The organism is Aestuariirhabdus litorea (genome assembly GCF_003864255.1).
GTDB lineage: Bacteria > Pseudomonadota > Gammaproteobacteria > Pseudomonadales > Aestuariirhabdaceae > Aestuariirhabdus > Aestuariirhabdus litorea.
The window spans coordinates 788,587-807,295 of the sequence record NZ_QWEZ01000002.1; the positions used below are offsets into that span (position 1 = coordinate 788,587).

At 65.4% G+C, this 18,709-nt stretch carries 22 protein-coding genes; 15 read left to right on the forward strand and 7 right to left on the reverse strand.

Annotated elements, in window-relative coordinates; translation table 11 throughout:
• Positions 1-10: 10 nt before the first annotated feature.
• Positions 11-1,522 carry a nitrogen fixation negative regulator NifL gene (gene nifL / locus D0544_RS13715; RefSeq protein ID WP_125017084.1) on the reverse strand — a complete coding sequence of 504 codons (1,512 nt, stop codon included), beginning with the start codon at positions 1,520-1,522 and terminating at the stop codon, positions 11-13.
• A gap of 345 nt (positions 1,523-1,867) precedes the next feature.
• On the opposite strand from nifL, the gene rsxA reads away from it, so the two are divergent.
• The 12 genes from rsxA to D0544_RS13775 all read left to right on the forward strand — a co-directional run bounded on the left by rsxA (position 1,868) and on the right by D0544_RS13775 (position 10,388).
• Complete coding sequence (gene rsxA / locus D0544_RS13720; RefSeq protein ID WP_125017086.1) at positions 1,868-2,449, forward strand: electron transport complex subunit RsxA; 582 nt, start codon at positions 1,868-1,870, stop codon at positions 2,447-2,449.
• A gap of 13 nt (positions 2,450-2,462) precedes the next feature.
• Positions 2,463-3,005, forward strand: a complete 543-nt coding sequence (locus D0544_RS13725) for an RnfABCDGE type electron transport complex subunit B (RefSeq protein ID WP_207905887.1) — start codon at positions 2,463-2,465, stop codon at positions 3,003-3,005.
• Complete coding sequence (rsxC, locus tag D0544_RS13730; protein WP_125017090.1) at positions 3,002-4,507, forward strand: electron transport complex subunit RsxC; 1,506 nt, start codon at positions 3,002-3,004, stop codon at positions 4,505-4,507. The genes D0544_RS13725 and rsxC overlap by 4 nt, the downstream gene beginning before the upstream one ends.
• A gap of 2 nt (positions 4,508-4,509) precedes the next feature.
• Complete coding sequence (locus D0544_RS13735) at positions 4,510-5,586, forward strand: RnfABCDGE type electron transport complex subunit D (protein ID WP_125017092.1); 1,077 nt, start codon at positions 4,510-4,512, stop codon at positions 5,584-5,586.
• Positions 5,583-6,281: an electron transport complex subunit RsxG gene (gene rsxG, locus D0544_RS13740; protein WP_125017094.1), complete on the forward strand. Its 699-nt coding sequence runs from the start codon at positions 5,583-5,585 to the stop codon at positions 6,279-6,281. The genes D0544_RS13735 and rsxG overlap by 4 nt, the downstream gene beginning before the upstream one ends.
• Positions 6,281-7,003, forward strand: a complete 723-nt coding sequence (locus D0544_RS13745) for an electron transport complex subunit E (protein ID WP_125017096.1) — start codon at positions 6,281-6,283, stop codon at positions 7,001-7,003. Before rsxG ends, D0544_RS13745 begins: the two co-directional genes overlap by 1 nt.
• A complete protein-coding gene (locus tag D0544_RS13750; protein ID WP_125017098.1) occupies positions 7,000-7,272 on the forward strand; it encodes an RnfH family protein in 273 nt (90 codons plus the stop codon). Before D0544_RS13745 ends, D0544_RS13750 begins: the two co-directional genes overlap by 4 nt.
• On the forward strand, positions 7,269-8,015 hold the full coding sequence (gene modA, locus D0544_RS13755) for a molybdate ABC transporter substrate-binding protein (protein ID WP_125017100.1): 747 nt from the start codon (positions 7,269-7,271) through the stop codon (positions 8,013-8,015). Before D0544_RS13750 ends, modA begins: the two co-directional genes overlap by 4 nt.
• A 9-nt stretch (positions 8,016-8,024) precedes the next feature.
• Complete coding sequence (gene modB / locus D0544_RS13760) at positions 8,025-8,690, forward strand: molybdate ABC transporter permease subunit (RefSeq protein ID WP_125017102.1); 666 nt, start codon at positions 8,025-8,027, stop codon at positions 8,688-8,690.
• Positions 8,687-9,766, forward strand: a complete 1,080-nt coding sequence (gene modC, locus D0544_RS13765) for a molybdenum ABC transporter ATP-binding protein (protein WP_243647340.1) — start codon at positions 8,687-8,689, stop codon at positions 9,764-9,766. Before modB ends, modC begins: the two co-directional genes overlap by 4 nt.
• Positions 9,767-9,855: 89 nt before the next feature.
• Positions 9,856-10,092 carry a VF530 family protein gene (locus D0544_RS13770; protein WP_125017104.1) on the forward strand — a complete coding sequence of 79 codons (237 nt, stop codon included), beginning with the start codon at positions 9,856-9,858 and terminating at the stop codon, positions 10,090-10,092.
• Between the two features lie 80 nt (positions 10,093-10,172).
• Positions 10,173-10,388: an RNA-binding S4 domain-containing protein gene (locus tag D0544_RS13775; RefSeq protein WP_125017107.1), complete on the forward strand. Its 216-nt coding sequence runs from the start codon at positions 10,173-10,175 to the stop codon at positions 10,386-10,388.
• Between the two features lie 17 nt (positions 10,389-10,405).
• Here the strand turns inward: D0544_RS13775 and D0544_RS13780 are convergent, their stop codons facing one another.
• The 6 genes from D0544_RS13780 to nifE all read right to left on the reverse strand — a co-directional run bounded on the left by D0544_RS13780 (position 10,406) and on the right by nifE (position 16,061).
• Positions 10,406-11,776: a hypothetical protein gene (locus D0544_RS13780; RefSeq protein WP_125017109.1), complete on the reverse strand. Its 1,371-nt coding sequence runs from the start codon at positions 11,774-11,776 to the stop codon at positions 10,406-10,408.
• Between the two features lie 193 nt (positions 11,777-11,969).
• Positions 11,970-12,272: a ferredoxin III, nif-specific gene (gene fdxB, locus D0544_RS13785; protein ID WP_125017111.1), complete on the reverse strand. Its 303-nt coding sequence runs from the start codon at positions 12,270-12,272 to the stop codon at positions 11,970-11,972.
• Between the two features lie 11 nt (positions 12,273-12,283).
• Positions 12,284-12,754 carry a NifX-associated nitrogen fixation protein gene (locus D0544_RS13790; protein ID WP_125017113.1) on the reverse strand — a complete coding sequence of 157 codons (471 nt, stop codon included), beginning with the start codon at positions 12,752-12,754 and terminating at the stop codon, positions 12,284-12,286.
• Positions 12,755-12,795: 41 nt separating this feature from the next.
• The gene (locus D0544_RS13795; RefSeq protein ID WP_125017115.1) at positions 12,796-13,263 is read right to left on the reverse strand and encodes a NifB/NifX family molybdenum-iron cluster-binding protein; all 468 of its coding nucleotides are present in this window, start codon (positions 13,261-13,263) and stop codon (positions 12,796-12,798) included.
• On the reverse strand, positions 13,260-14,651 hold the full coding sequence (gene nifN, locus D0544_RS13800; protein WP_125017117.1) for a nitrogenase iron-molybdenum cofactor biosynthesis protein NifN: 1,392 nt from the start codon (positions 14,649-14,651) through the stop codon (positions 13,260-13,262). The genes D0544_RS13795 and nifN overlap by 4 nt, the downstream gene beginning before the upstream one ends.
• Positions 14,652-14,654: 3 nt before the next feature.
• Positions 14,655-16,061, reverse strand: coding sequence for a nitrogenase iron-molybdenum cofactor biosynthesis protein NifE (nifE, locus tag D0544_RS13805; protein WP_125017119.1), 1,407 nt, complete (start codon positions 16,059-16,061; stop codon positions 14,655-14,657).
• Between the two features lie 226 nt (positions 16,062-16,287).
• Here nifE and D0544_RS13810 point away from each other — a divergent pair, with 226 nt between their 5' ends.
• From D0544_RS13810 to D0544_RS13820, 3 genes are all read left to right on the forward strand, one after another.
• Positions 16,288-17,037, forward strand: coding sequence for a substrate-binding periplasmic protein (locus D0544_RS13810; protein ID WP_164880936.1), 750 nt, complete (start codon positions 16,288-16,290; stop codon positions 17,035-17,037).
• Positions 17,038-17,189: 152 nt separating this feature from the next.
• Complete coding sequence (locus D0544_RS13815; RefSeq protein WP_125017122.1) at positions 17,190-18,098, forward strand: dienelactone hydrolase family protein; 909 nt, start codon at positions 17,190-17,192, stop codon at positions 18,096-18,098.
• 3 nt (positions 18,099-18,101) lie between these two features.
• Entirely contained in the window at positions 18,102-18,575 is a 474-nt protein-coding gene (locus D0544_RS13820; RefSeq protein WP_125017124.1) for a GNAT family N-acetyltransferase, read from the forward strand.
• Positions 18,576-18,709: the final 134 nt, after the last annotated feature.

Below are 18,709 nucleotides of genomic sequence, written 5' to 3' on the forward strand. Positions count from 1 at the left end.
CCGCAACTCCTCAGTGTCCCGCCAGGGCCGGGAAGGTGAGGGAGAACTGGCACCCTCCACCCGTGCTCTGGTCGATATCGATGGAGACTCCATGCTCGTTGGCGACATCCTGCACCAGTACCAACCCCATTCCGCTGCGGTTGCCATCCTCCTGGTAGGTGGTAAAAAAGGGTTGGAACACCTTGTTGCGCAGGGTGTCGTCGATGCCCGGGCCGTTGTCGGCGATGGTCACCCGCACCGCATCCTCGAGGCGCTGGCTGCAGATGCGCAGTTCGCGGTCGCGGGTGTGGGCGTGGGCCATGGCGGTGAGGGCGTTGTCCAGCAGCTGCTTGAACAGGTTGCACAACGAGATCTCGTCCCCCAGCACGCTGGGCAGGCTGTTGCAGGGTTTCCAGTCCACCACCACCCCCTCGCTCAGCAGGCGCTCGGTGTAGAGCGACAGCACCTCGCGCAGCAGCTCGTTGAGGTTGAGGGGCATCTTGTGGATGGGGGGCTGGGGCGGCAAGGCCTGGCTGAGGGTGTCGATCGCCAGCTGGCAGGACTCCAGCACCTCGTGCAGCGCCTGGTGCAGCGGGTCTTTGTCGCCGTTGCGCCGCTTCTGCAGGGCAGCGGCGGCGCCGGTCACATTGAGGGGGCGCTGCAGCTGGAAGATGGCGCCGTTGAGGGCCTCGCGCATGCTGTGCACCAGCTCGTTTTCGGCCAGCCGCGCCATCAGCGCGTTGATGCGCACCTCCTCCTGCTGGATCTTGAGATCGGTGATGTCGTTGACGGTGAGCAGCAGGCAGTCGTGCCCCTGCTCATGGTGAAAACTGTCGTCGCTCTGCCACAGCCGCAGGCTGGAGCCGGAGCAGCTAAGCCAGCGGGGGGTGCCGATGCCGGGGATGTCGCAGCGCACTTCGAGGTCGGTGAAATCACCGCACTGGCGGTAGTCGAGGCCCAGGCGCCGGCTCAGCAGCACCAGCAGCTGTTCGCTGTCGCAGCCGAGGGTCAGGCAGAGCTGCTCGAGGGCGGGGTTCTCGAAACGGACCCGCCCCTCGTTGTCCAGCAGCAGGGTGGCCACCGGGCTGCCGCGCACGATGGAGTCGGTGAGGGTGCGTTGGTTCTCCAGCTCCTGGCTCAGCTTCTGCAGGCGGGTGATGTCACGATGCATCCCCAGGTAGTGGGTGGTGTTGCCCTCGCTGTCGATCACCGGGGTGATGGTGAGCTCGGCCAGGTAAATGCTGTCGTCCTTGCGCCGGTTGACCAGCCGGCCACTCCACACCTGCTGGCGGGTGAGGGTGCTCCAGAGTTCACCGTAGAGGCAGGCGGGGGTTTTGCCGGCAGAGAGGATGCGGGTGTGCTGGCCGCGCACATCCCCCGCCTCGTAGCCGGTGACCTGGGTAAAGGCCGCATTGGTGTAAAGAATGCGGGATTCGGGGTCGGTGATGGTGATCGCAACCGGCGACTGGTCCACGGTCTGGAAGTAGACCCCGGAGGGTAGGCGAGTCGCCTCCCGGCTGTCGAAAACCTGCGCTTTGCTCATGGGGCACCCCTGTTGGATTCGTGACAAGGCGGTTAATGGTTATGGGCGCCTGCAACTACCGCGCCATGCTGCAATGGGGGACTGGAATCGCCGCCAACCCCTGCCACGCCAGTATCCACAGGGGGTTTGTGGGTTTGTAGGTTTTGCGACAAAGCGCACCCATGTGAGGCAGCTGTGTGGGGAAGCCAACAGCCCACGGCTACCGGAAGATGGCGAGGCGATTTTTTCAAAAATCAATGAATTCAAGAGGTTGGCTGCTTTCAAGGGGTGTGGGTCCGGGCTGGCACAGGGGCTGCAATGGTCCCTGTGCACTGCAAGCGTGCGTGCACCGTTTTGGAGAGGCCTGTGTCCGAGTACCTGCTACTGATTTTGGGGACCGCGTTGGTCAACAACGTCGTCCTGGTGAAGTTCCTGGGGCTGTGTCCCTTTATGGGGGTGTCGGGCAAGCTCGATACCGCCATCGGTATGGGGATGGCCACCACCTTCGTTCTCACCCTCGCCGCCGCGGCCAGCTGGGCGATCGAGGAGTTGATCCTCACCCCCCTGGGGATCGGTTTCCTGCGCATTCTCTCCTTCATCCTGGTGATCGCGGCGGTGGTGCAGTTTACCGAGATGCTGGTGCGCAAGAGCAGCCCGCTGCTCTACCAGTTGCTGGGGATCTTCCTGCCCCTGATCACCACCAATTGCGCAGTGCTGGGGGTGGCCCTGCTCAATGTGCAGGAGCACAAGAGTTTCACCCAGAGCCTGATGTTCGGCATGGGGTCGGCGCTGGGGTTCAGCCTGGTGATGGTGATCTTCGCCGGGCTGCGCGAGCGCCTCGAGTTTGCCGAGGTACCGGCCGCCTTCGCGGGGGTGCCGATCGCCTTTATTGTCGCCGGGCTGCTGTCGATGGCCTTTATGGGCTTCGCCGGCCTGCCGGTTCATTAGGGAGGAGTTGCCGATGTTTACGGCGGTGATGTCACTGGCCCTGCTGGGGTCCGCACTGGGCTACCTGCTGGGGGTGGCGGCGATCCACCTGCGGGTGGAGGAGCCGGAGATCGTGCAGGAGCTGGAGGCACTATTGCCCGGTACCAACTGCGGTCAGTGCGGCTTTCCCGGCTGCCCCGCCGGTGCGCGGGCGTTGGCCGAGGGCACGGCGCCGGTGACTCTCTGCCCCCCCGGTGGCCAGCCGCTGGCGGAGGCGCTGGCGCAGAAGCTGGGGGTGGCGCTTGACCTGTCGGCGTTGGCCGACAGTGGGCCGCGGGTGGCGATCGTGCTGGACGAGCAGTGCATCGGCTGCACCCGCTGTTTCAAGGCCTGCCCCACCGACGCCATTATCGGCGCGCCCAAGCAGCTCCACAGCGTGGTGAGCGAGGCCTGCACCGGTTGCAACAAGTGCGTGGATATCTGCCCCACCCTGGGGATCGAACTGCAGGCGCCGCGGCCCACCCTGTCGAGCTGGCAGTGGCCCAAGCCGGCACCCCTGGCGGAGGCGAAACCATGAAGCTGTTTGGCTTTCGCGGCGGTGTTCACCCCCACGCCCGCAAGGAGCGTACCGAGCAGCTGCCGATCATCCGCCTGCCGCTGCCGCGCCGCCTCTATGTGCCGCTGCAGCAGCACATCGGCGAGCCGGCGGTGGCGCAGGTGCGGCCCGGCCAGCCGGTCAAACGCGGTGAACTGATCGGCGGCAGTGTGGAGTGGCTGTCGGCGCCGGTGCATGCCCCCGCCGATGGCACCGTGGTGGAGGTGAGCGAGTTCGCCTCCCCCCACCCGGCGGCGCTACCGGTGACCACGGCGGTCATCGAGGTGAGCGCCCACCAGACCCCCTGGCGGGTACCCGCGGAAGACCCCTTCGGTCTCAGCCCCGCCGAGTTGGCCCTGCGCATCCGCCAGGCCGGTATCGTGGGGATGGGGGGTGCTACCTTCCCCTCGGCGGTCAAGCTCGACCTGGCCCGCCAGCATGGGGTGGATACCCTGATCATCAACGGCGGCGAGTGCGAGCCCTACCTCACCTGCGACGACCGCCTGATGCGCGAGCGGGGCCAGCAGATCGTCACCGGGGTGGCACTGATGCTGCGCTGCCTGGAGGCGCGGCGTGCGCTGATCCTGGTGGAGGATAACAAGGAGGAGGCGCTGGCCACGTTGCGGACGTTGTGCCGCGAGCAGCCACAGATCACTACCCTGTCGGTCCCCACCCGCTACCCCCAGGGGTCACAGAAACAGATGATCCAGTCGGTGCTGGGGCGCGAGATCCCCGCCGGCGGCCACGCCACCGACCTGGGCGTGGTGATGCACAACGTGGCCACCGCCTATGCGGTGTACGAGGCGCTGGTGGATGGCAAACCCCTGGTGTCGCGCATCGTCACTGTGGGCGGCGGCGCGGTACCGCGGCCGGCCAATCTGGAGGTGCCCCTGGGCACCCTGGTGGAGGAGCTGCTGGCCTACTGCGGGCTCGAAGGGGAGGCCTACGAACGCCTGCTGGTGGGGGGGCCGATGATGGGGCAGTGGTTGCCCCACCCGCGGGTGCCGGTGATCAAGGGCAGCAGCGGCATTATCGCCCTGAGCGAGGCGGAGACGCGGGTGGAGATGCCGCGCCCCTGTATCCGCTGTTCGCGTTGCGTGGAGGTGTGCCCCTCGGGGCTGCTGCCACTGGAGCTGGCCAAGCGCATTCGCAAGGAGCAGTTTGCCGCCGCCAGCGAGCTGGGGTTGTCCGACTGTATCGCCTGCGGCTCCTGCGCCTACGTCTGCCCCGCCAAGATCCCCCTGGTGCAGTACTTCCATTACGGCAAGGGGCAGCTGCAGGCTCGCCGGGTACAGGAGAAAAAACTGGACAACACCGCCGACCTGGCCGCCACCAAGGCCCAGCGCCTGGCGGAGATCGAAGCGCAGAAGGCGGCCGCGGCCCAGGCGCGCAAGCGCGAAGCTGAGGCTCGCGCTCGCCAGCAAGCCGCGGAGAAAGCGGCGGCGCACGAGGCGGAGCCCTGCGCCCGCACTGAAGGAGACTGACCATGGCCCACACCCTGTTGAGCGGCCCCCATACCCTGGCCCCCACCAGCGTCAGCCGGACCATGCTGGCGGTGATGCTGGCGCTGCTGCCGGCAACCCTGTGGGGGCTGTACCTGTTTGGCTGGCCCGCCCTCTACCTATTCGTCATCACCCTGCTGGCAGCACTGGCGTGCGAGGTGCTGTGCCTGGCGCTGGCGGGCAAGCCGCTGCACCTTAATTTGCTTGACGGCTCGGCGCTGCTGACGGGCTGGCTGCTGGCGATGAGCCTGCCCCCCTGGGCCCCCTGGTGGATCGGTGTACTCGGCAGCCTGATCGCGATCGGGGTGGGCAAGCAGGTGTTTGGCGGCATCGGTTACAACCTCTTCAACCCCGCCATGGTGGCGCGAGTGGCGCTGCTGGTCTCCTTCCCCCTGCCCATGACCCTGTGGACCGCCCCGGCCCCCCTGGGGAGCGCAGGGGCACCGGACTGGCTGGAGGGGCTGGCGATCACCTTCGGCGGCGCCACGGTGGATGCCTTCAGTGGCGCCTCCCTGTTGGGCAGTGTGAAAACCGAATTCACCCTTGGCCGCGAGCTGGCCGAGATCCTGCCCCAGGGGGTCAACACACAACAGCTGTTGCTGGGAAGCCACCACGGCAGTCTCGGTGAAACCTCGGCACTGCTGGTGGCCCTTGGCGGGATCGCCCTGATCGCCCGTGGGGTGATTCGCTGGACCGTTCCCTTCGCCATGCTTGGCACGGTGGCGCTGCTGGCGCTGCTGTTCAACCTCATCGATGCGGGACGCTACCCCGGTGTCGACTACCACCTGTTGAGCGGCGGGCTGATGCTGGCGGCGCTGTTTATCGCCACCGACCCGGTCACCTCCCCCAACACCACCGCTGGCCAGTTGCTGTTCGGAGCCGGCTGCGGGGCGCTGGTCTACCTGATCCGCACCTGGGGCGGTTATCCCGAGGGGGTCGCCTTCGCGGTGCTGCTGATGAACGCCCTGGTGCCCCTGATCGACCACTACCTGAAACCGCGCATCTACGGTCGCGACCGGGGCGGGCGGCCACTGCCAGTGGTCAGGGAGACGGCACCATGATTGGCGGCGGATTAGCCCGACGGGGGGTGGCCAAGCCCAGCTACACCCAGCGGCCAGCCTACTTTGCCGGAATACTCGGCATGCTCTCGGTACTCTCCGGGACCCTGCTCACCTTCGGCTACATCGGCACCGCGGATGCTATTGCCCAGCGCCTGAAGGAGGACTTGCAGCGCTCCCTGCAGCAGGTGCTGCCACCCGGCTACTACGACAACCCGCCGAGCGAGTATCCGGTGCAGGTGGTGCTGGCCTCCGGTCAGACCCTGACCGCCTACCAGGCCCGCCGGGGGGAGAAGCCGGCGGCGGTGGCCTTCGAGGTGGAGCAGGCCGGTTATGCCGGCCCCATCCGCCTGGTGATGGGGGTGAGCGCAGGCGGTGAAATTTTGGGTGTGCGAGTCCTTGCTCACACCGAAACCCCTGGCCTGGGTGACAAGATAGAGATTGCCCGCGACGACTGGATCCTCAGTTTCAACGGCCACTCCCTCGCCAGCCTGAGCCCGAACCAGTGGGCAGTGAAAAAGGATGGTGGAGAGTTTGACCAGTTCAGCGGTGCCACCATCACCCCGCGGGCGGTGGTGCGGGCGGTGCACCGCGGGCTCGAGTGGCACCGCGACCACGGCCAGCAGTTGCTGGCCAGCGCCGAACAGGATGAACCCCTGGCGGCGGCTCCCTTCACCAACCCCCAGGAGGCCGACTGATGGCGCGCAACAACTACTTGAAACTGTGGAAAGAGGGCCTGTGGAACAACAATGTGGTGTTCGGCCAGATGCTGGCACTCTGCCCGCTGCTGGCGGTGACCGGCACCGCCACCAACGGCCTCGGCATGGGGCTGGTATCGCTGATGGTGTTTGTGGTCACCAACCTGCTGGTCTCCACCCTGCGGGGGATGATCCCTCCCGAGGTACGGATTCCCGCCTTCGTGCTGTTGATCGCGACCGTGGTGACCCTGGTGGACCTGATGATGAACGCCTGGCTGCACGAGCTGCACCGGGTGCTGGGGCTGTTTATCCCGCTGATCGTGACCAACTGCGCCATCCTCGGTCGCGCCGAAGCCTTCGCCTACAAGAACCCGGTGCTGCCCTCGCTGGTGGACGGGGTGGCCATGGGGCTGGGATTCACCCTTGCCCTGGTCACCCTGGGGGCGAGCCGGGAACTGCTAGGTAGCGGCACCCTGTTTGCCAATGCCCACCTGCTGCTGGGTGACGTTTTTGCGGTGATGGAGCTGACCCTGATTCCGGACTACGACGGCTTCCTGCTGATTATCCTGCCGCCGGGAGCCTTTATCGTGCTCGGCTTTATCATCGCCGGCAAACGGGTGCTGGAGCAACGCGCCAGCCGCCTGCGTACCCGCGGTGAAGGGCCGGGCTGCTCCCTCGACGGGGCACGCGGCGGCACCGCCTGTGGAGGAGTGAACCCATGAAGATATCGGTGGCCTACGCCGAGACCTGGCGGCAACACTGGATTCGGCTGGAGCTGGCGGAGGGGGCCACCCTGACCGACGCCATCGAAGCCTCGGCCATACTGGAGCGCTACCCGGGGATCGACCTGGAACAGCAGCGGGTGGGGATCTTCGGCAAGCTGGCGAAGCTGGACACCCCCCTTAGCGAGGGGGACCGGGTGGAGATCTATCGTCCCATCATCGCCGACCCCAAAACGGTCGCCCGCCGGCCCCAGGAGAACGCCTCATGATCCCTGTTGGCTATCGACCGTTGCTGGCGCTGCTGCTGGTGTTGTGCTGGGCTCCCCCGCTGTCCGCCGCCGAGGTGCGGGTGGCGGTGGCCTCCAACTTTATGGGCACCGCCCAGCGCCTGGCGGAGGATTTTGAGCGCCACAGTGGCCATCGGTTGCTGATCAGCTACGGCTCCACCGGCAAGCTCTACACCCAGATCTACCACGGTGCCCCCTTCGACCTCTTTCTCGCCGCCGATGCCGAGCGCCCGCGCCGTGCTGAGCTGGAGGGGCTGGCGGTCTCCGGGAGTCGCATCACCTATGCCACCGGCCAGCTGGCCCTGTGGAGCCCCCGCGGCAACCCTTTTGAGCGGCTGACCCGGGGCGAGTTCCGGCGCCTGGCGATCGCCAACCCCGACACCGCCCCCTACGGTTTCGCCGCCCGTGAGGTGATCGGCCGGCTTGTTGCCAGCGGTGTACAGCAAAAACTGGTTTATGGTGAGAATATTTCACAAACCCACCAGTTCGTGGCCAGCGGCAACGCAGAGCTGGGGTTTGTCGCGCTCTCCCAGTTACAGCAGGAACGGCCCGAACACCTGTGGCTGGTGCCGGCCAACAGCTATCCACCCATCGAACAACAGGCGGTTTTACTGACCCGGGGACAGGGCTCGGAAGCGGCACGAGATTTTCTCACCTATTTGCAGGGTGAGCGGGCCACAGCCATTATCATTGCCGGGGGCTATCTTGGCCCCGGCGAGCCGTAGTGCTGCGCCATGTGGGATGCGGTTGTCCTCACCCTGCAGCTTGCGCTGGTTACCACCCTGATCCTGCTGCTGATTGGCACCCCCCTGGCCTGGTGGCTGGCGCGCTCGCACCATCTGTTGAGTCAGCTGGTGGCCACCCTGGTGGCACTGCCCCTGGTATTACCGCCGACGGTGCTGGGGTTTTATCTGCTGATTCTGGTGGGCCCCCACAGTCCCCTGGGGCGAACGCTGGATCAGTGGTTTGACCTGCGTCTGGCCTTCAGCTTCGAGGGGTTGGTGCTGGGCTCGGTGATCTACTCGCTGCCCTTTGTGGTGCAGCCGATCCGCAACGCCTTCGAGCTGATGGGTGAGCGTCCGCTGGAGGTGGCCGCCACCCTGCGCGCCTCCCCCTTCGACCGCTTCTGGCACGTCGCACTGCCGTTGGCGCGGCCTGGGTTGCTGTGCGGCGCGGTGCTGGGGTTTGCCCACACCCTCGGCGAATTCGGGGTGGTGCTGATGATCGGCGGCAATATCCCCGGCGAAACCCGGGTCGTGTCGGTGGCGATCTACGACTACGTCGAGACCCTGCAGTGGGGGGCAGCCCATCGCCTGTCGGCAGGGCTGCTGCTGTTCTCCTTTGTCTGCATTCTGGCAATGAACCTGCTGGACAAGCGCCTGCGCCGGGGGCCGCTGTGAGCGGCTGGCTGCGGGGAAGCTTCCACAGCCGCCTCGGCGAGTTTGATCTCGACCTCTCACTGAGCCTGCCGGAGCGGGGGGTGACCGCGCTGTTCGGTCGCTCCGGCAGTGGCAAGACCAGCCTGCTGCGCTGTATTGCCGGTCTGCATCGCGCCGAGCGGGGGGAGTTGTGGGTGGACGGGGAGTGTTGGCAGCAGGGGCGTCGCTTTCTGCCGGTTCACCGCCGCCCCATCGGCTATGTGTTTCAGGAGGCGAGCCTGCTGCCCCACCTGTCGATCGAGGCTAACCTCCGGTTCGGCCTCAGCCGCAGCCGCAGCGAGCCGGGCATCGCCCCGGAGCAGGTGGTTGAGCTGCTGGGGCTGGAGGGGTTGCTGGGGCGGATGCCCGAACGCCTCTCCGGCGGCGAGCGCCAGCGGGTGGCGATCGGCCGCGCGCTGCTCAGCCAGCCGCGCCTGTTGCTGATGGATGAACCCCTGAGTGCGCTCGACAGCGAGGGCAAACAGCAGATCCTGCCCTACCTGCAGAACCTGACCCGCCAGCTGGGGATACCGACCCTCTACGTTAGCCACAGCCTGGAGGAGGTGAGCCGGCTGGCGGACCGCATGCTCTATATCGAGCAGGGGCAGTTGCTGGACCAGGGAGCGCTGGTGGAGGTGGTGCCGCGGCTGCCGGCCGGCAAGCTGGGGGGGGAGGAGTCGGTGGTAGTGGAGGCCCGCCTGCTGGCCCAGGACCCCGGGCATGGGCTCAGTTACCTCGACCTGGAGGGCTACCGTTTAAGCGTGAATCAGGTCGATGCCGAGCTGCGGCAGCGGGTACGGGTGCGTATACCAGCGCGGGATGTGGCCATCTCGCTGCGCCCTATCGAGGGCTCGAGCATGCTTAACGGCCTGCCGGCCACCGTCTGCGGCCTGCGCGACGGCGCCGACGGCATCCGCGTGCTGGTGGAGCTGCGGGTGCGCAACAGCCTGCTGCTGGCCAAGATCACCCGCAAATCCTTTGAGCTGCTGGGGCTGCGCGAGGGGCTGGGGGTGTACGCCCAGATCAAGAGCGTGGCCCTGCTGCAGGAGCTGGGCTAGCGGGCCCCGGTTGCTGGAGCCCTGCGAACCATTAGGGCACAATGGGCTCAGCGTTTTGCCTGTTTCCCTTTCCCTACTAATGGACCACCATGACCGACAGCCAACCCAACAACCCGTTGCACGGGGTGACCCTGGAGCAGATCGTCACCGAGCTGGAGGCGCACTACGGCTGGGAGGAGCTGGGGCGTCGCATCGCCATCCGCTGCTTCACCCACGACCCCTCGGTGAAGTCGAGCCTCAAGTTCCTGCGCAAAACCCCCTGGGCCCGGAGCAAGGTGGAGGCGCTCTACATCGCTACCCAGAACAGTGTTTATAAAAGAGGTTAGCTTCGACCAATGATGGCTTGCCTCGGGGGACGATTGCGCTATGCTGCGCGCTTTCCCCAACCGAGGCTCCAAGGGCTCCCATGAAAACCATTATCATCAACCGCGAACCGGTTGAACTGTTCAAGATTCTCAAGTTTGAAGGCATGGTCGCCAGCGGCGCCGACGCCAAGGGAGCGGTGGCCGAGGGGCAGGTACGGGTCAACGGCGAGGTGGAAACCCGCAAGCGCCGCAAGATGATGGCGGGTGACCTGCTCGAGTTCCACGGCGAGCAGTTTCGCCTTAGCCTCGGCGACTAGCCCTCCTTCTCAGGGGCTCAGGGGGGCGGCGCGATCAACTGCCACAGCAGGACCCCGTGTTCGGGGCGGTAGATGTCGCTGTGGGCACCGCCACCGGAGAGATAGGCGTTCTGGTAGATCAGCTCGCTGGCGTCGATGTAACTGATCGGGCTGCCGTTGACCGCCTGCGACTCCAGCTCCCCCGAAGCCCGCGCCCGCAGGCAGTTGAAGGGGGGCGTGGTCTGCTCACAAAAACGGCGATAGCTCTTGTCGTTGCCCGCATAGACCCCCCAGAAAGCGGTGTCCATCGCCTGGTCGTGGACCGAGGCGGTTAGGAAGATGCGACTGTCGCCCTGACTGGCGTTAGCGCAGCGCCCGGGGAAGATGATCTTGCGGTCCCCGCCACTCCCCAGCAGGCGTTCGATCTGGAAGGCCCCCTGCAGGTTGATCAGGGTCAGGTGCGGGAACGGTTTGGGCGTGATCGCCTCGCCTCCCGGCGGGTGGATGGCGGGACCCACGCAGGTGGCCATGCTGGCGGCACGGCTGCCGAAGCTGTGGCCGATCACCACCACCGGCAGGCGATTGTCGGCCCGTGGCAGGGTATCGTGCAGCAGCACCCCGAGCCAGCTCAGCCCCAGCTCATCGGCATCCCGTGCCTTAACCGGAAAACTCACCAGCTTGTAGAGCGGCCCCAGCCAGTCGCTTTGCCACTGGCTGGGCCAGGTGACGCCGATCACCAGGGGGTTAAACGCCTTTCCCCCGGCCAGGCGGATGTTCTTGATGATCGAGTTGAAATTTCTGAGCGCTTCCTCCTGCACCGTATTCCAGCCCATGGTGAGCACCAGGATATGGCTAAAGGGGGTGCCGTCACGGCGGGCAGCGGCAATGCGGGCGCGCAGGCTGATGGCGAGCCGGTTGAGAGCGGCCCAGCTGGCGTGGTAGGCCCGGTTCGGTGCCACCGGGGCGGGGCTGATGCCGGGGCAGGGGGGCACCAGCTGGCGGGTGTCGGCATCGTCCGGCTGCACATAGGCGTTGTGCAGGCTGCAGTTGCCCTCACCGAAGGGGCGGTTGCGGTTGTCGATGATGTGGGAGAGATAGAGAATCTTGATGTCCATCAGCTCGTTACGGGCGGCCTCGGCACTGAGTCCGGCGGCGGGGTGGTCGCTGGTCTGAAGGTCGCCGTCGAGGGTGATGGTACGTACCGGGCTCTTCTCCACCCCCAGGATATAACCGGGGGCGTTAAGGCTGATCTCGGCGGGGTAGTAGAGCACCGAGTGGAACAGCATGGTGGTGGCGTTGTTGGTCTCCAGTACCCGCTCGGGGGCGTCGAGGGCGCGTTTGGGGGCGGCGCTACAGGCGCTCAGCAGGGCGCACAGCAGCAGGGTGGCACAGCGGTGTGGACGTCCCATGGCGGATCTCCCCGGAGAGCGGTGGGCAGTCACCGAACAGCGGTCGCGGTGGATAGCGGCTGGAAAAGAGCCGCCGATCGCCCGGGTGGCATGCTGCCTGTGGTCTCAAGGGGACCCTCGGTGGGCGATCAGGGCTCTATCAAGGGTAGTCCAGATTGAGTCACCTGGGAGGCGCGTGGCCACAGGCAGGAGCTCAGAGGGCTTTGGGGGCGTGGCTGATGCAGTTTTTGGAGCAGACCCTGGCGCAGGCTTCGCAGCCGATGCAGTCGCCGGGGCTGGCGACCGACATCACCATGCGCTGTTCATCGTCGTCAAAGTCGTTGTAGTCATCATCGTAGTCGTCATCGTTGGTTTCGAATTCAACGAGGTCGAGCACCGTTCGCGAACAGACCTTGTAGCAGCGGCCGCAGCCGATGCACTTGGCGGAGTCGATGGAGCTGATGTACTGGGGGACCCAGTCACTGCCATCCTGGGTGGTTGCGAGGTAATGGGACACGGTGGGGGCTCCTAAATAGCGGCCACGGCGGGATAGCGGCTAACCATCGCCTGGGCCTGGTTGAGTATCTTGTCGCTCTCGGTCTTGAGGGCCTCGAGGCTGCGAAAGCCAAACAGGTGGGCGTCGCGCAGTACCCGGTCCATCACCACCAGCTTGCCAACGGTGATCAGCACCCGTCCGAATCCCTCATGGCTGAGGCTGATGAGCGGGCTGCAGAGGTGGCCGCACTCCCTCTCGATGGTCAGCGCCAGGGCGTTGTAGTAGGCGCGAATATTGGAAAGGGTCACGTCGTCGGGGTCGGCGATCAGCGGCATCTCCTTTTTACGTTCGCGGGTCATGATCAGCGGGTCGAGGATGCGGGCATCGCTCCACTTCTCATAGGCGCCATAACTGTCCAGCGCCCGCAGGTGGCGGACCAGCTCGATAATGAACTCGCTTTCCAGCAGGGGGTCCGTGTCACTAATCACCATCTCGTCGTACATGGGTATTACTCCTGTAGGGCACCGGTCAGGGTGCCGAAAAGTTATTCATCCCAGCCCTCGGCTTCCATGGCATCGAAGCGGCGCTCTCCCTGACCCGGTTGGGTATGCTGGCGCAGCCAATGGGGGGGATTCTCGTACCAGAGGGTTTGCAGTTGCCTGATCTCGCGCGCGATGGGGGTGCCGGGCAGGGCGCGCAGGGGCTGGACACCGAGGCTGAGGAGCTGGCGGACGGCGGCGGCACCGATGGCGTTGCAAAAGACCGCCTGGCACCCCTGCAGCAGTTCCAGTTTGGTGAGCAGCTTGCTGTGGTTCCTGTCCTGCTCGGTTTCGGTGAACTCGGCGACCTCCAGCAGGTCGCAGTTGTCGGGGGTGATGCGGTAGATCATAAAGCTGCAGGCGCTGCCAAAATGCTGGTCGATGCGCTTGCGGTCGCGGGTGGCGAAGGCGACCCGGACCTGCTGCGCGCCGGGCTCGGGGTTGGACAGTTTGAGGTGACGTTCCAGTTTCATGGGCATCCTCCTGTGCACGCGTGGGGCTCGGCGTTGTCCCGCTTCTGGCTTAATGGCGAGTGGTAGACCGATATGCGGTGAGGGTCGGCGTGCAGCCGTGCCGTGGCGATTTCGAACAGGGTCTGGGCGCTGCCGCCGTAGCCGACCCAGCAGCGCCGGTGGGCGCCGTAGATGTCGTGCTGGGGGAAGCCGGCGCGGATCAGGGGCAGCCGGAGCTGGTCGGCGGCGCTGGCCAGGTGGCTGTTGCCGATCAGCAGTTCGGCCCCCTGCTCTTGTGCCATCTCCACCAGGTCGGCCAGGTCACCCTGCTGGATGCGGGTGCAGGGCAGGCGTTCGAGGGCGCGCTGCGCCACCGGGGTGACCGCTGCCACCAGGGTGGCGCCCATCTGGCTGAGCCAGTCGCCAAAGGCCAGCAGCAGGTCGGGATCGCCGGCGATGGCCACCGGGGCCAGGCCCAGCTGGAAATGGGTATCAACCATGGCATCCTGCAGCTGTGCGCGCTGGCGCTCGATAGTATCGGGTACCGGCTGGCCGCTGAGGGTTTGCAGGCAGTGGATAAAACGGTCGCAGGCTTCCAGCCCCATCAGGTGGTCGAAACGGTAGCTGGGCACCGCGGTGCGCTCCTCGAGTCGCTTCGCGGCGCGCGCCAGGGAGCGCCCCACCACCAGGGTGGCGGCGCTGGCGCCGAGCTGGTCGAAGGCGGAGACCGGAGTGCCGCCCAGGGTCAGGGGGCTGAAATCCTGCTCCACCAGGTGGCCGAGGGAGTCGCTGATATCGGGCAGCACCAGCGGCGTGAGGCCGAAGGCTGCTATCCATTCCTTGATCTGCTCGATATCCGCCGGGGTGTGGTTGGCACCCACCAGCAGATTGACCTGGCGGGGCTGGCTGGCGACCCGCCCAGGGCCGTTGGCCGGCACCAGGTGCTGGATCATCGCCTCCAGGGCGAGGGCAAAACCGCTCTCCAGACAGCCTTTGAAGTCGGGGCTATTGAGGGGCACGATACGGGTCGCCTGGTGTTCGGGATGATGCTGGCGAAACTGGCGGATCACCCGCTCGATATCGCTGCCCTGGGCCTCGGTGAGGCCGGTGGTGGCCACCAGGATCAGCGCCGGGCAGCTCTTGCTGCAGAGGGTAAGCAGCGCTTCGGCGAGGTTCTCGTCCCCCCCCATCACGGTGCTGACCTGGTCCATGGCAGTGGTCTGCAGGGGGATCGGTTCGCGGAAGTGCTGGACCAGAAATACCTTGGCGAAGGCGGAGCAGCCCTGGGAGCTGTGCAGCAGGGGGATCGCCTGGCGGATGCCGAGGCAGGCCAGGGTGGCACCCAGTGGCTGGCTGGATTTGATCGGGTTGACCGCCAGTGGCCGCTTACGGGGTTCGATCTGGGGCATGGATTACTCCTTGGGCTCCGGGGTGGGCAGTGATGGCTGGCTGCTCGCCCAGGGAGCGGGTCGGCGCACCTGCGGCCACACCGGATTGCCGAGGCTGATGCAGAGCTGGCGGGCCAGCTCCTTCATACCTCGGTAGCCGGCGTAGCCGAATTCGCGCTCCTGGTTGATGTCGAGGAAGGGCAGTCGTGCCTTGAGAGCGGTGTAGAGGTTGCGTCCTCCCGCGATCAGCATGTCGGCCCGGTATTCGGCGACCCGGTCGAGCAGGGCGCGGGCATTGCCGCTCTCGATCATCACCGCCTCCTCCCCCATCAGCTCGCGGATGCGCGCCTTGTCCTCCTCGGTGGATTTCTTGGTACCGGTGGCGACCACCGTCATTCCCAGGTCCTGCAGAGCTGACACCACCGACCAGGATTTGACCCCGCCGGTGTAGAGCAACACCCGCTTACCCCTGAGCTGCTCGCGCCAGGGCTCAAGTTCGGCGTCGATGCGCGCCTCCTCGCGGGCGATCAGCAGCTCGGTGCGGCGGCTCAGGTCGGGGTCGCCGATCAGGCGGGCGAAATCCCGCAACGCCTGGGAGGTGTCGCGTACTCCGTAGAAACTGCCCTCGAACCAGGGGGTGCCGTAGCTGGCCTTGAGTTTGCGAGCAACGTTCACCATCGCCTTGGAACAGACCATCATATTGACCTCAGCCTGGTGCATGCTCTGCACTTCGTGAAAGCGGGCATCCCCCGACAGGGTGCAGAGCACCCGCAGCCCCAGCTCGTCGAGCAGCGGCAGCACATTCCACAGCTCACCGGCGATGTTGTACTCGCCGATCAGGTTGATGTCGTAGACCGGAATGCCCGCCGGATGGTGGGGCTTGGGGGCTTTGTCGGCGGTGCCGATCACGTGCTTGAGCATGGCTTCACCCGCGATGCGGTTACCAAGGTTTTTGGAGCCGTAAAAGCCGGCACAGTCCACCGGCACCACCGGGGTATGCCAGCGTTCGCTGGCGGCACGGCAGACCGCCTCCAGATCGTCGCCGATCATCGCCGGCAGGCAGGTGTTATAGACCAGAACCGCCGCCGGCTGGTGGCTGTCGATCGCCTGCTTGATACTGTGGAACAGGCGCTTTTCGCTGCGCCCCATGATCACATCCTGTTCGGTCAGGTCGGTTGTCAGGCCGAGACGGTAGAGGTCGGGACCGCTGGAGCGGGTGCCGCGGTTGTCCCAGGAGTTGCCAGCGCAGGCGATAGGGCCGTGGACAATGTGAGCAACGTCGGCGATCGGCAGTAGGGCAATCTGGGCGCCGTCAAAAGCACAGCCGCCGGCGGAGGCGCCAGGGGCGGGACGCGCGCATCCGGATTTGGCCTTATCGTTATGGTCGCAGGCGGGCTCGTCGAGGAGTTCGGCTATGTCGCGGGCTTTCATGGTGGTGTATCCCTTCCGGTCCAGGCCCCAGAGGGGCTTTGCAGATCACAGAGCAACTGTTGTGCCAGCGCTAAGTGGTTGATTTTTAATAGGGTTGGGTTGGGGGTAAGGGCGATTTTGTGGGCTATGCGACAGTGCCGCCGCGTTTTTTGGTGGGATCTCGACAATGGGCGAGCGCGAGAGGCTGTTGTTATACTGCGAGCAGATACGAGCCGGGAGCCAGGTCATGCCATTGAGTCTTCGCTGTTGCCTGCTGTTGCTGGTCGCCTGCCTGAGTGGGCCGGCCTGGGCCGAGAGCAGACTGCTGTTTGCTTACGGCAAGCACGATGGCCCTCCCCATGCCTTTATGAGCGAGCGGGCTCCGCGGGAGTTACAGGGGGGCATTCTCTTCGATATCGGGATGGAGATCGGGCGCCGCCTTGAGGTCAGGGTGGGCTTTGTCGAGGTGCCCCGCCCACGACTGCCGAGCTGGCTGGAGGAGGGCAAGGTACATGCCCATTGCCAGCTGAACCCTGAATGGGTAGATGTCCCCCAGCAGCTGCTCTGGAGCCATGAGCTGTTCAGCACCGCCGACCGCTTCTACCTGGCGGGCAGTCGCAGTGAAAACGTTCACCGTCATGAGGACCTAAAGGGGATGCGACTCGGGGCCATACGAGGCTATACCTACTCCGAGCCCCTGACCCGGCTCGTCAATAGCGGTGCGGTGCAGCGGGAGGATGCTTCGTCTACGCAGCAGCTGGTGCAGATGCTGGTGCGGGGGCGAATCGAAGCCCTGTTAACGGATGAGATCGTCGCCGACTATCTGCTCTCCCTACAGCCCTATGATATAGCGGGCGCGCCCCTGGAAGATGCCCGCCAGGGACGGTTTTGCGCCTACTCGGCCAAGGCCCCGATCCCCTTCGAGCGCTTCAATGAGGTGGTACGGGCGATGATCGATGAGGGACGAGTGCGGGAGATCATCAACCAGTACCGTTGACCCCGCGCAGCTTTGCCGCAGGGGAATATTGGCAGCCTGTATGCGCCTCCTCTATTCTTGATTGAACGATACGTGACCAGCTGTTCGATACCCCTGATCTACGCACGGCTATCTGGCGGAGTCATTTAGTCAACACAAAATGTGAGGTTGTTATGTCTAATGCCCAGGCGCAGAACCTGACCCCCTTGCAACCCATTCCCCAGGAAGCCTTCGACTGGTATGACGAGTACGCCCATGGGGTGATCGACCGGCGAACCTTTATGGCGCGCCTCTCGACCCTGGTCACCGCCACCCTTACCCTCAGTATGTTGTCCTCGGCGCTGCTACCCAACTACGCGCTGGCCGAGCAGGTCTCCTTCAATGATCCGGCGATCCGGGCCGAGTACGTCACCTTCGACTCCCCCCTGGGGCACGGCGAGGGACGCGGCTACCTGGTGCTACCAACCGCACTGGCCGCCAGGGGGCCGGTGGTGTTGGTGGTACATGAAAACCGGGGCCTTAATCCCTATATCGAGGACGTGGCAAGGCGCCTCGCGAAAGCTGGCCTCATCGCCTTTGCCCCGGACGCCCTCTACCCTCTGGGGGGCTACCCCGGTAACGATGACGAGGGTCGCACGCTGCAGAAGTCGATGGACCGGGGCAGGATCGAACAGGATTTCATCGCCGCTGCCCACTTCCTCAAGGGCCATGAGCGCAGCAGTGGCAAGTTGGGCGTGGTGGGGTTTTGCTTCGGCGGTTACATCACCAATATGCTGGCTGCGACCATGGGAGACGATCTTAATGCCGGAGTACCCTTCTATGGCACTCCGGCAGCGGCCGAGTTGCGCAGCAACATCAAGGCCCCCTTGTTGATCCAGCTGGCGGGGTTGGATGAGCGGGTCAACGCCACCTGGCCGGACTATGAAAGCGATCTCAAACGCTACCAGGTGGACTACCAGGTGCATATCTATCCCGATGTGAGTCACGGTTTCCACAACGACTCCACCGGGCGCTACAACGAAGCGGCGGCCGAGCTCGCCTGGGAGCGGACCCTGGCCTTCTTTAACCAGCACCTGGGGTGATCCATGGCGGGTGAAGGGGTTGATTGGCAGTGGAGTCCCTGGACGGGGCTGGAGCGGGAATCGCTCTACGCCATCTTGCGGCTGCGGCAGGCGGTGTTTGTGGTGGAACAGAACTGCCCCTATCAGGATGCCGATGGCCTCGACGCGACAGCCTGGCATCTCGGTGGCTGGCGAGGAGAGGGGGATGCCCGTGAGTTGGTGGCCTATCTGCGGGTGGTTTTTCCTGGCGTTAATTATGAGGAACCCTCAGTTGGGCGAGTGGTGACGGCTGCTTCTGTGCGTGGCCAGGGGGTGGGGCGGGCACTGACCGCCGAAGGAGTTGCCCGCGTTGAGGCCCAGTACCCGGGGGCGGCGATTCGTATCTCGGCCCAGCTCTACCTGAAGGGGTTCTACCGCGGCTTTGGTTTCGAGGTGGTGGGCGAGCCCTACGAGGAGGATGGTATCCCCCACATCGAGATGCTGCGCCCGGGCCGGTAGGCGTATTGACCGGCCAGACGCTTCCGGGGAGTGCCGATTGCGCAGGAGCGCAGCTATCGGCCCGTTCATCCTGCGGCGCTGTTGCCGTCCCTGGCTCTCGCGCAATACCGCCCGTCCCTGGGCATAAGGCGTTG

What these genes read in the sequence shown, in the direction of transcription:
- D0544_RS13735 (WP_125017092.1), top strand. Translation starts at nt 4,510, where the DNA reads ATGGCCCACACCCTGTTGAGCGGCCCCCATACCCTGGCCCCCACCAGC.
- D0544_RS13810 (WP_164880936.1), top strand. Translation starts at nt 16,288, where the DNA reads ATGCCATTGAGTCTTCGCTGTTGCCTGCTGTTGCTGGTCGCCTGCCTG.
- D0544_RS13725 (WP_207905887.1), top strand. Translation starts at nt 2,463, where the DNA reads ATGTTTACGGCGGTGATGTCACTGGCCCTGCTGGGGTCCGCACTGGGC.
- nifL (WP_125017084.1), bottom strand. Translation starts at nt 1,522, where the DNA reads ATGAGCAAAGCGCAGGTTTTCGACAGCCGGGAGGCGACTCGCCTACCC.
- rsxC (WP_125017090.1), top strand. Translation starts at nt 3,002, where the DNA reads ATGAAGCTGTTTGGCTTTCGCGGCGGTGTTCACCCCCACGCCCGCAAG.
- D0544_RS13745 (WP_125017096.1), top strand. Translation starts at nt 6,281, where the DNA reads ATGGCGCGCAACAACTACTTGAAACTGTGGAAAGAGGGCCTGTGGAAC.
- rsxG (WP_125017094.1), top strand. Translation starts at nt 5,583, where the DNA reads ATGATTGGCGGCGGATTAGCCCGACGGGGGGTGGCCAAGCCCAGCTAC.
- nifN (WP_125017117.1), bottom strand. Translation starts at nt 14,651, where the DNA reads ATGCCCCAGATCGAACCCCGTAAGCGGCCACTGGCGGTCAACCCGATC.
- modA (WP_125017100.1), top strand. Translation starts at nt 7,269, where the DNA reads ATGATCCCTGTTGGCTATCGACCGTTGCTGGCGCTGCTGCTGGTGTTG.
- D0544_RS13795 (WP_125017115.1), bottom strand. Translation starts at nt 13,263, where the DNA reads ATGAAACTGGAACGTCACCTCAAACTGTCCAACCCCGAGCCCGGCGCG.
- D0544_RS13770 (WP_125017104.1), top strand. Translation starts at nt 9,856, where the DNA reads ATGACCGACAGCCAACCCAACAACCCGTTGCACGGGGTGACCCTGGAG.
- D0544_RS13775 (WP_125017107.1), top strand. Translation starts at nt 10,173, where the DNA reads ATGAAAACCATTATCATCAACCGCGAACCGGTTGAACTGTTCAAGATT.
- D0544_RS13750 (WP_125017098.1), top strand. Translation starts at nt 7,000, where the DNA reads ATGAAGATATCGGTGGCCTACGCCGAGACCTGGCGGCAACACTGGATT.
- nifE (WP_125017119.1), bottom strand. Translation starts at nt 16,061, where the DNA reads ATGAAAGCCCGCGACATAGCCGAACTCCTCGACGAGCCCGCCTGCGAC.
- modB (WP_125017102.1), top strand. Translation starts at nt 8,025, where the DNA reads ATGTGGGATGCGGTTGTCCTCACCCTGCAGCTTGCGCTGGTTACCACC.
- D0544_RS13790 (WP_125017113.1), bottom strand. Translation starts at nt 12,754, where the DNA reads ATGTACGACGAGATGGTGATTAGTGACACGGACCCCCTGCTGGAAAGC.
- D0544_RS13780 (WP_125017109.1), bottom strand. Translation starts at nt 11,776, where the DNA reads ATGGGACGTCCACACCGCTGTGCCACCCTGCTGCTGTGCGCCCTGCTG.
- D0544_RS13815 (WP_125017122.1), top strand. Translation starts at nt 17,190, where the DNA reads ATGTCTAATGCCCAGGCGCAGAACCTGACCCCCTTGCAACCCATTCCC.
- D0544_RS13820 (WP_125017124.1), top strand. Translation starts at nt 18,102, where the DNA reads ATGGCGGGTGAAGGGGTTGATTGGCAGTGGAGTCCCTGGACGGGGCTG.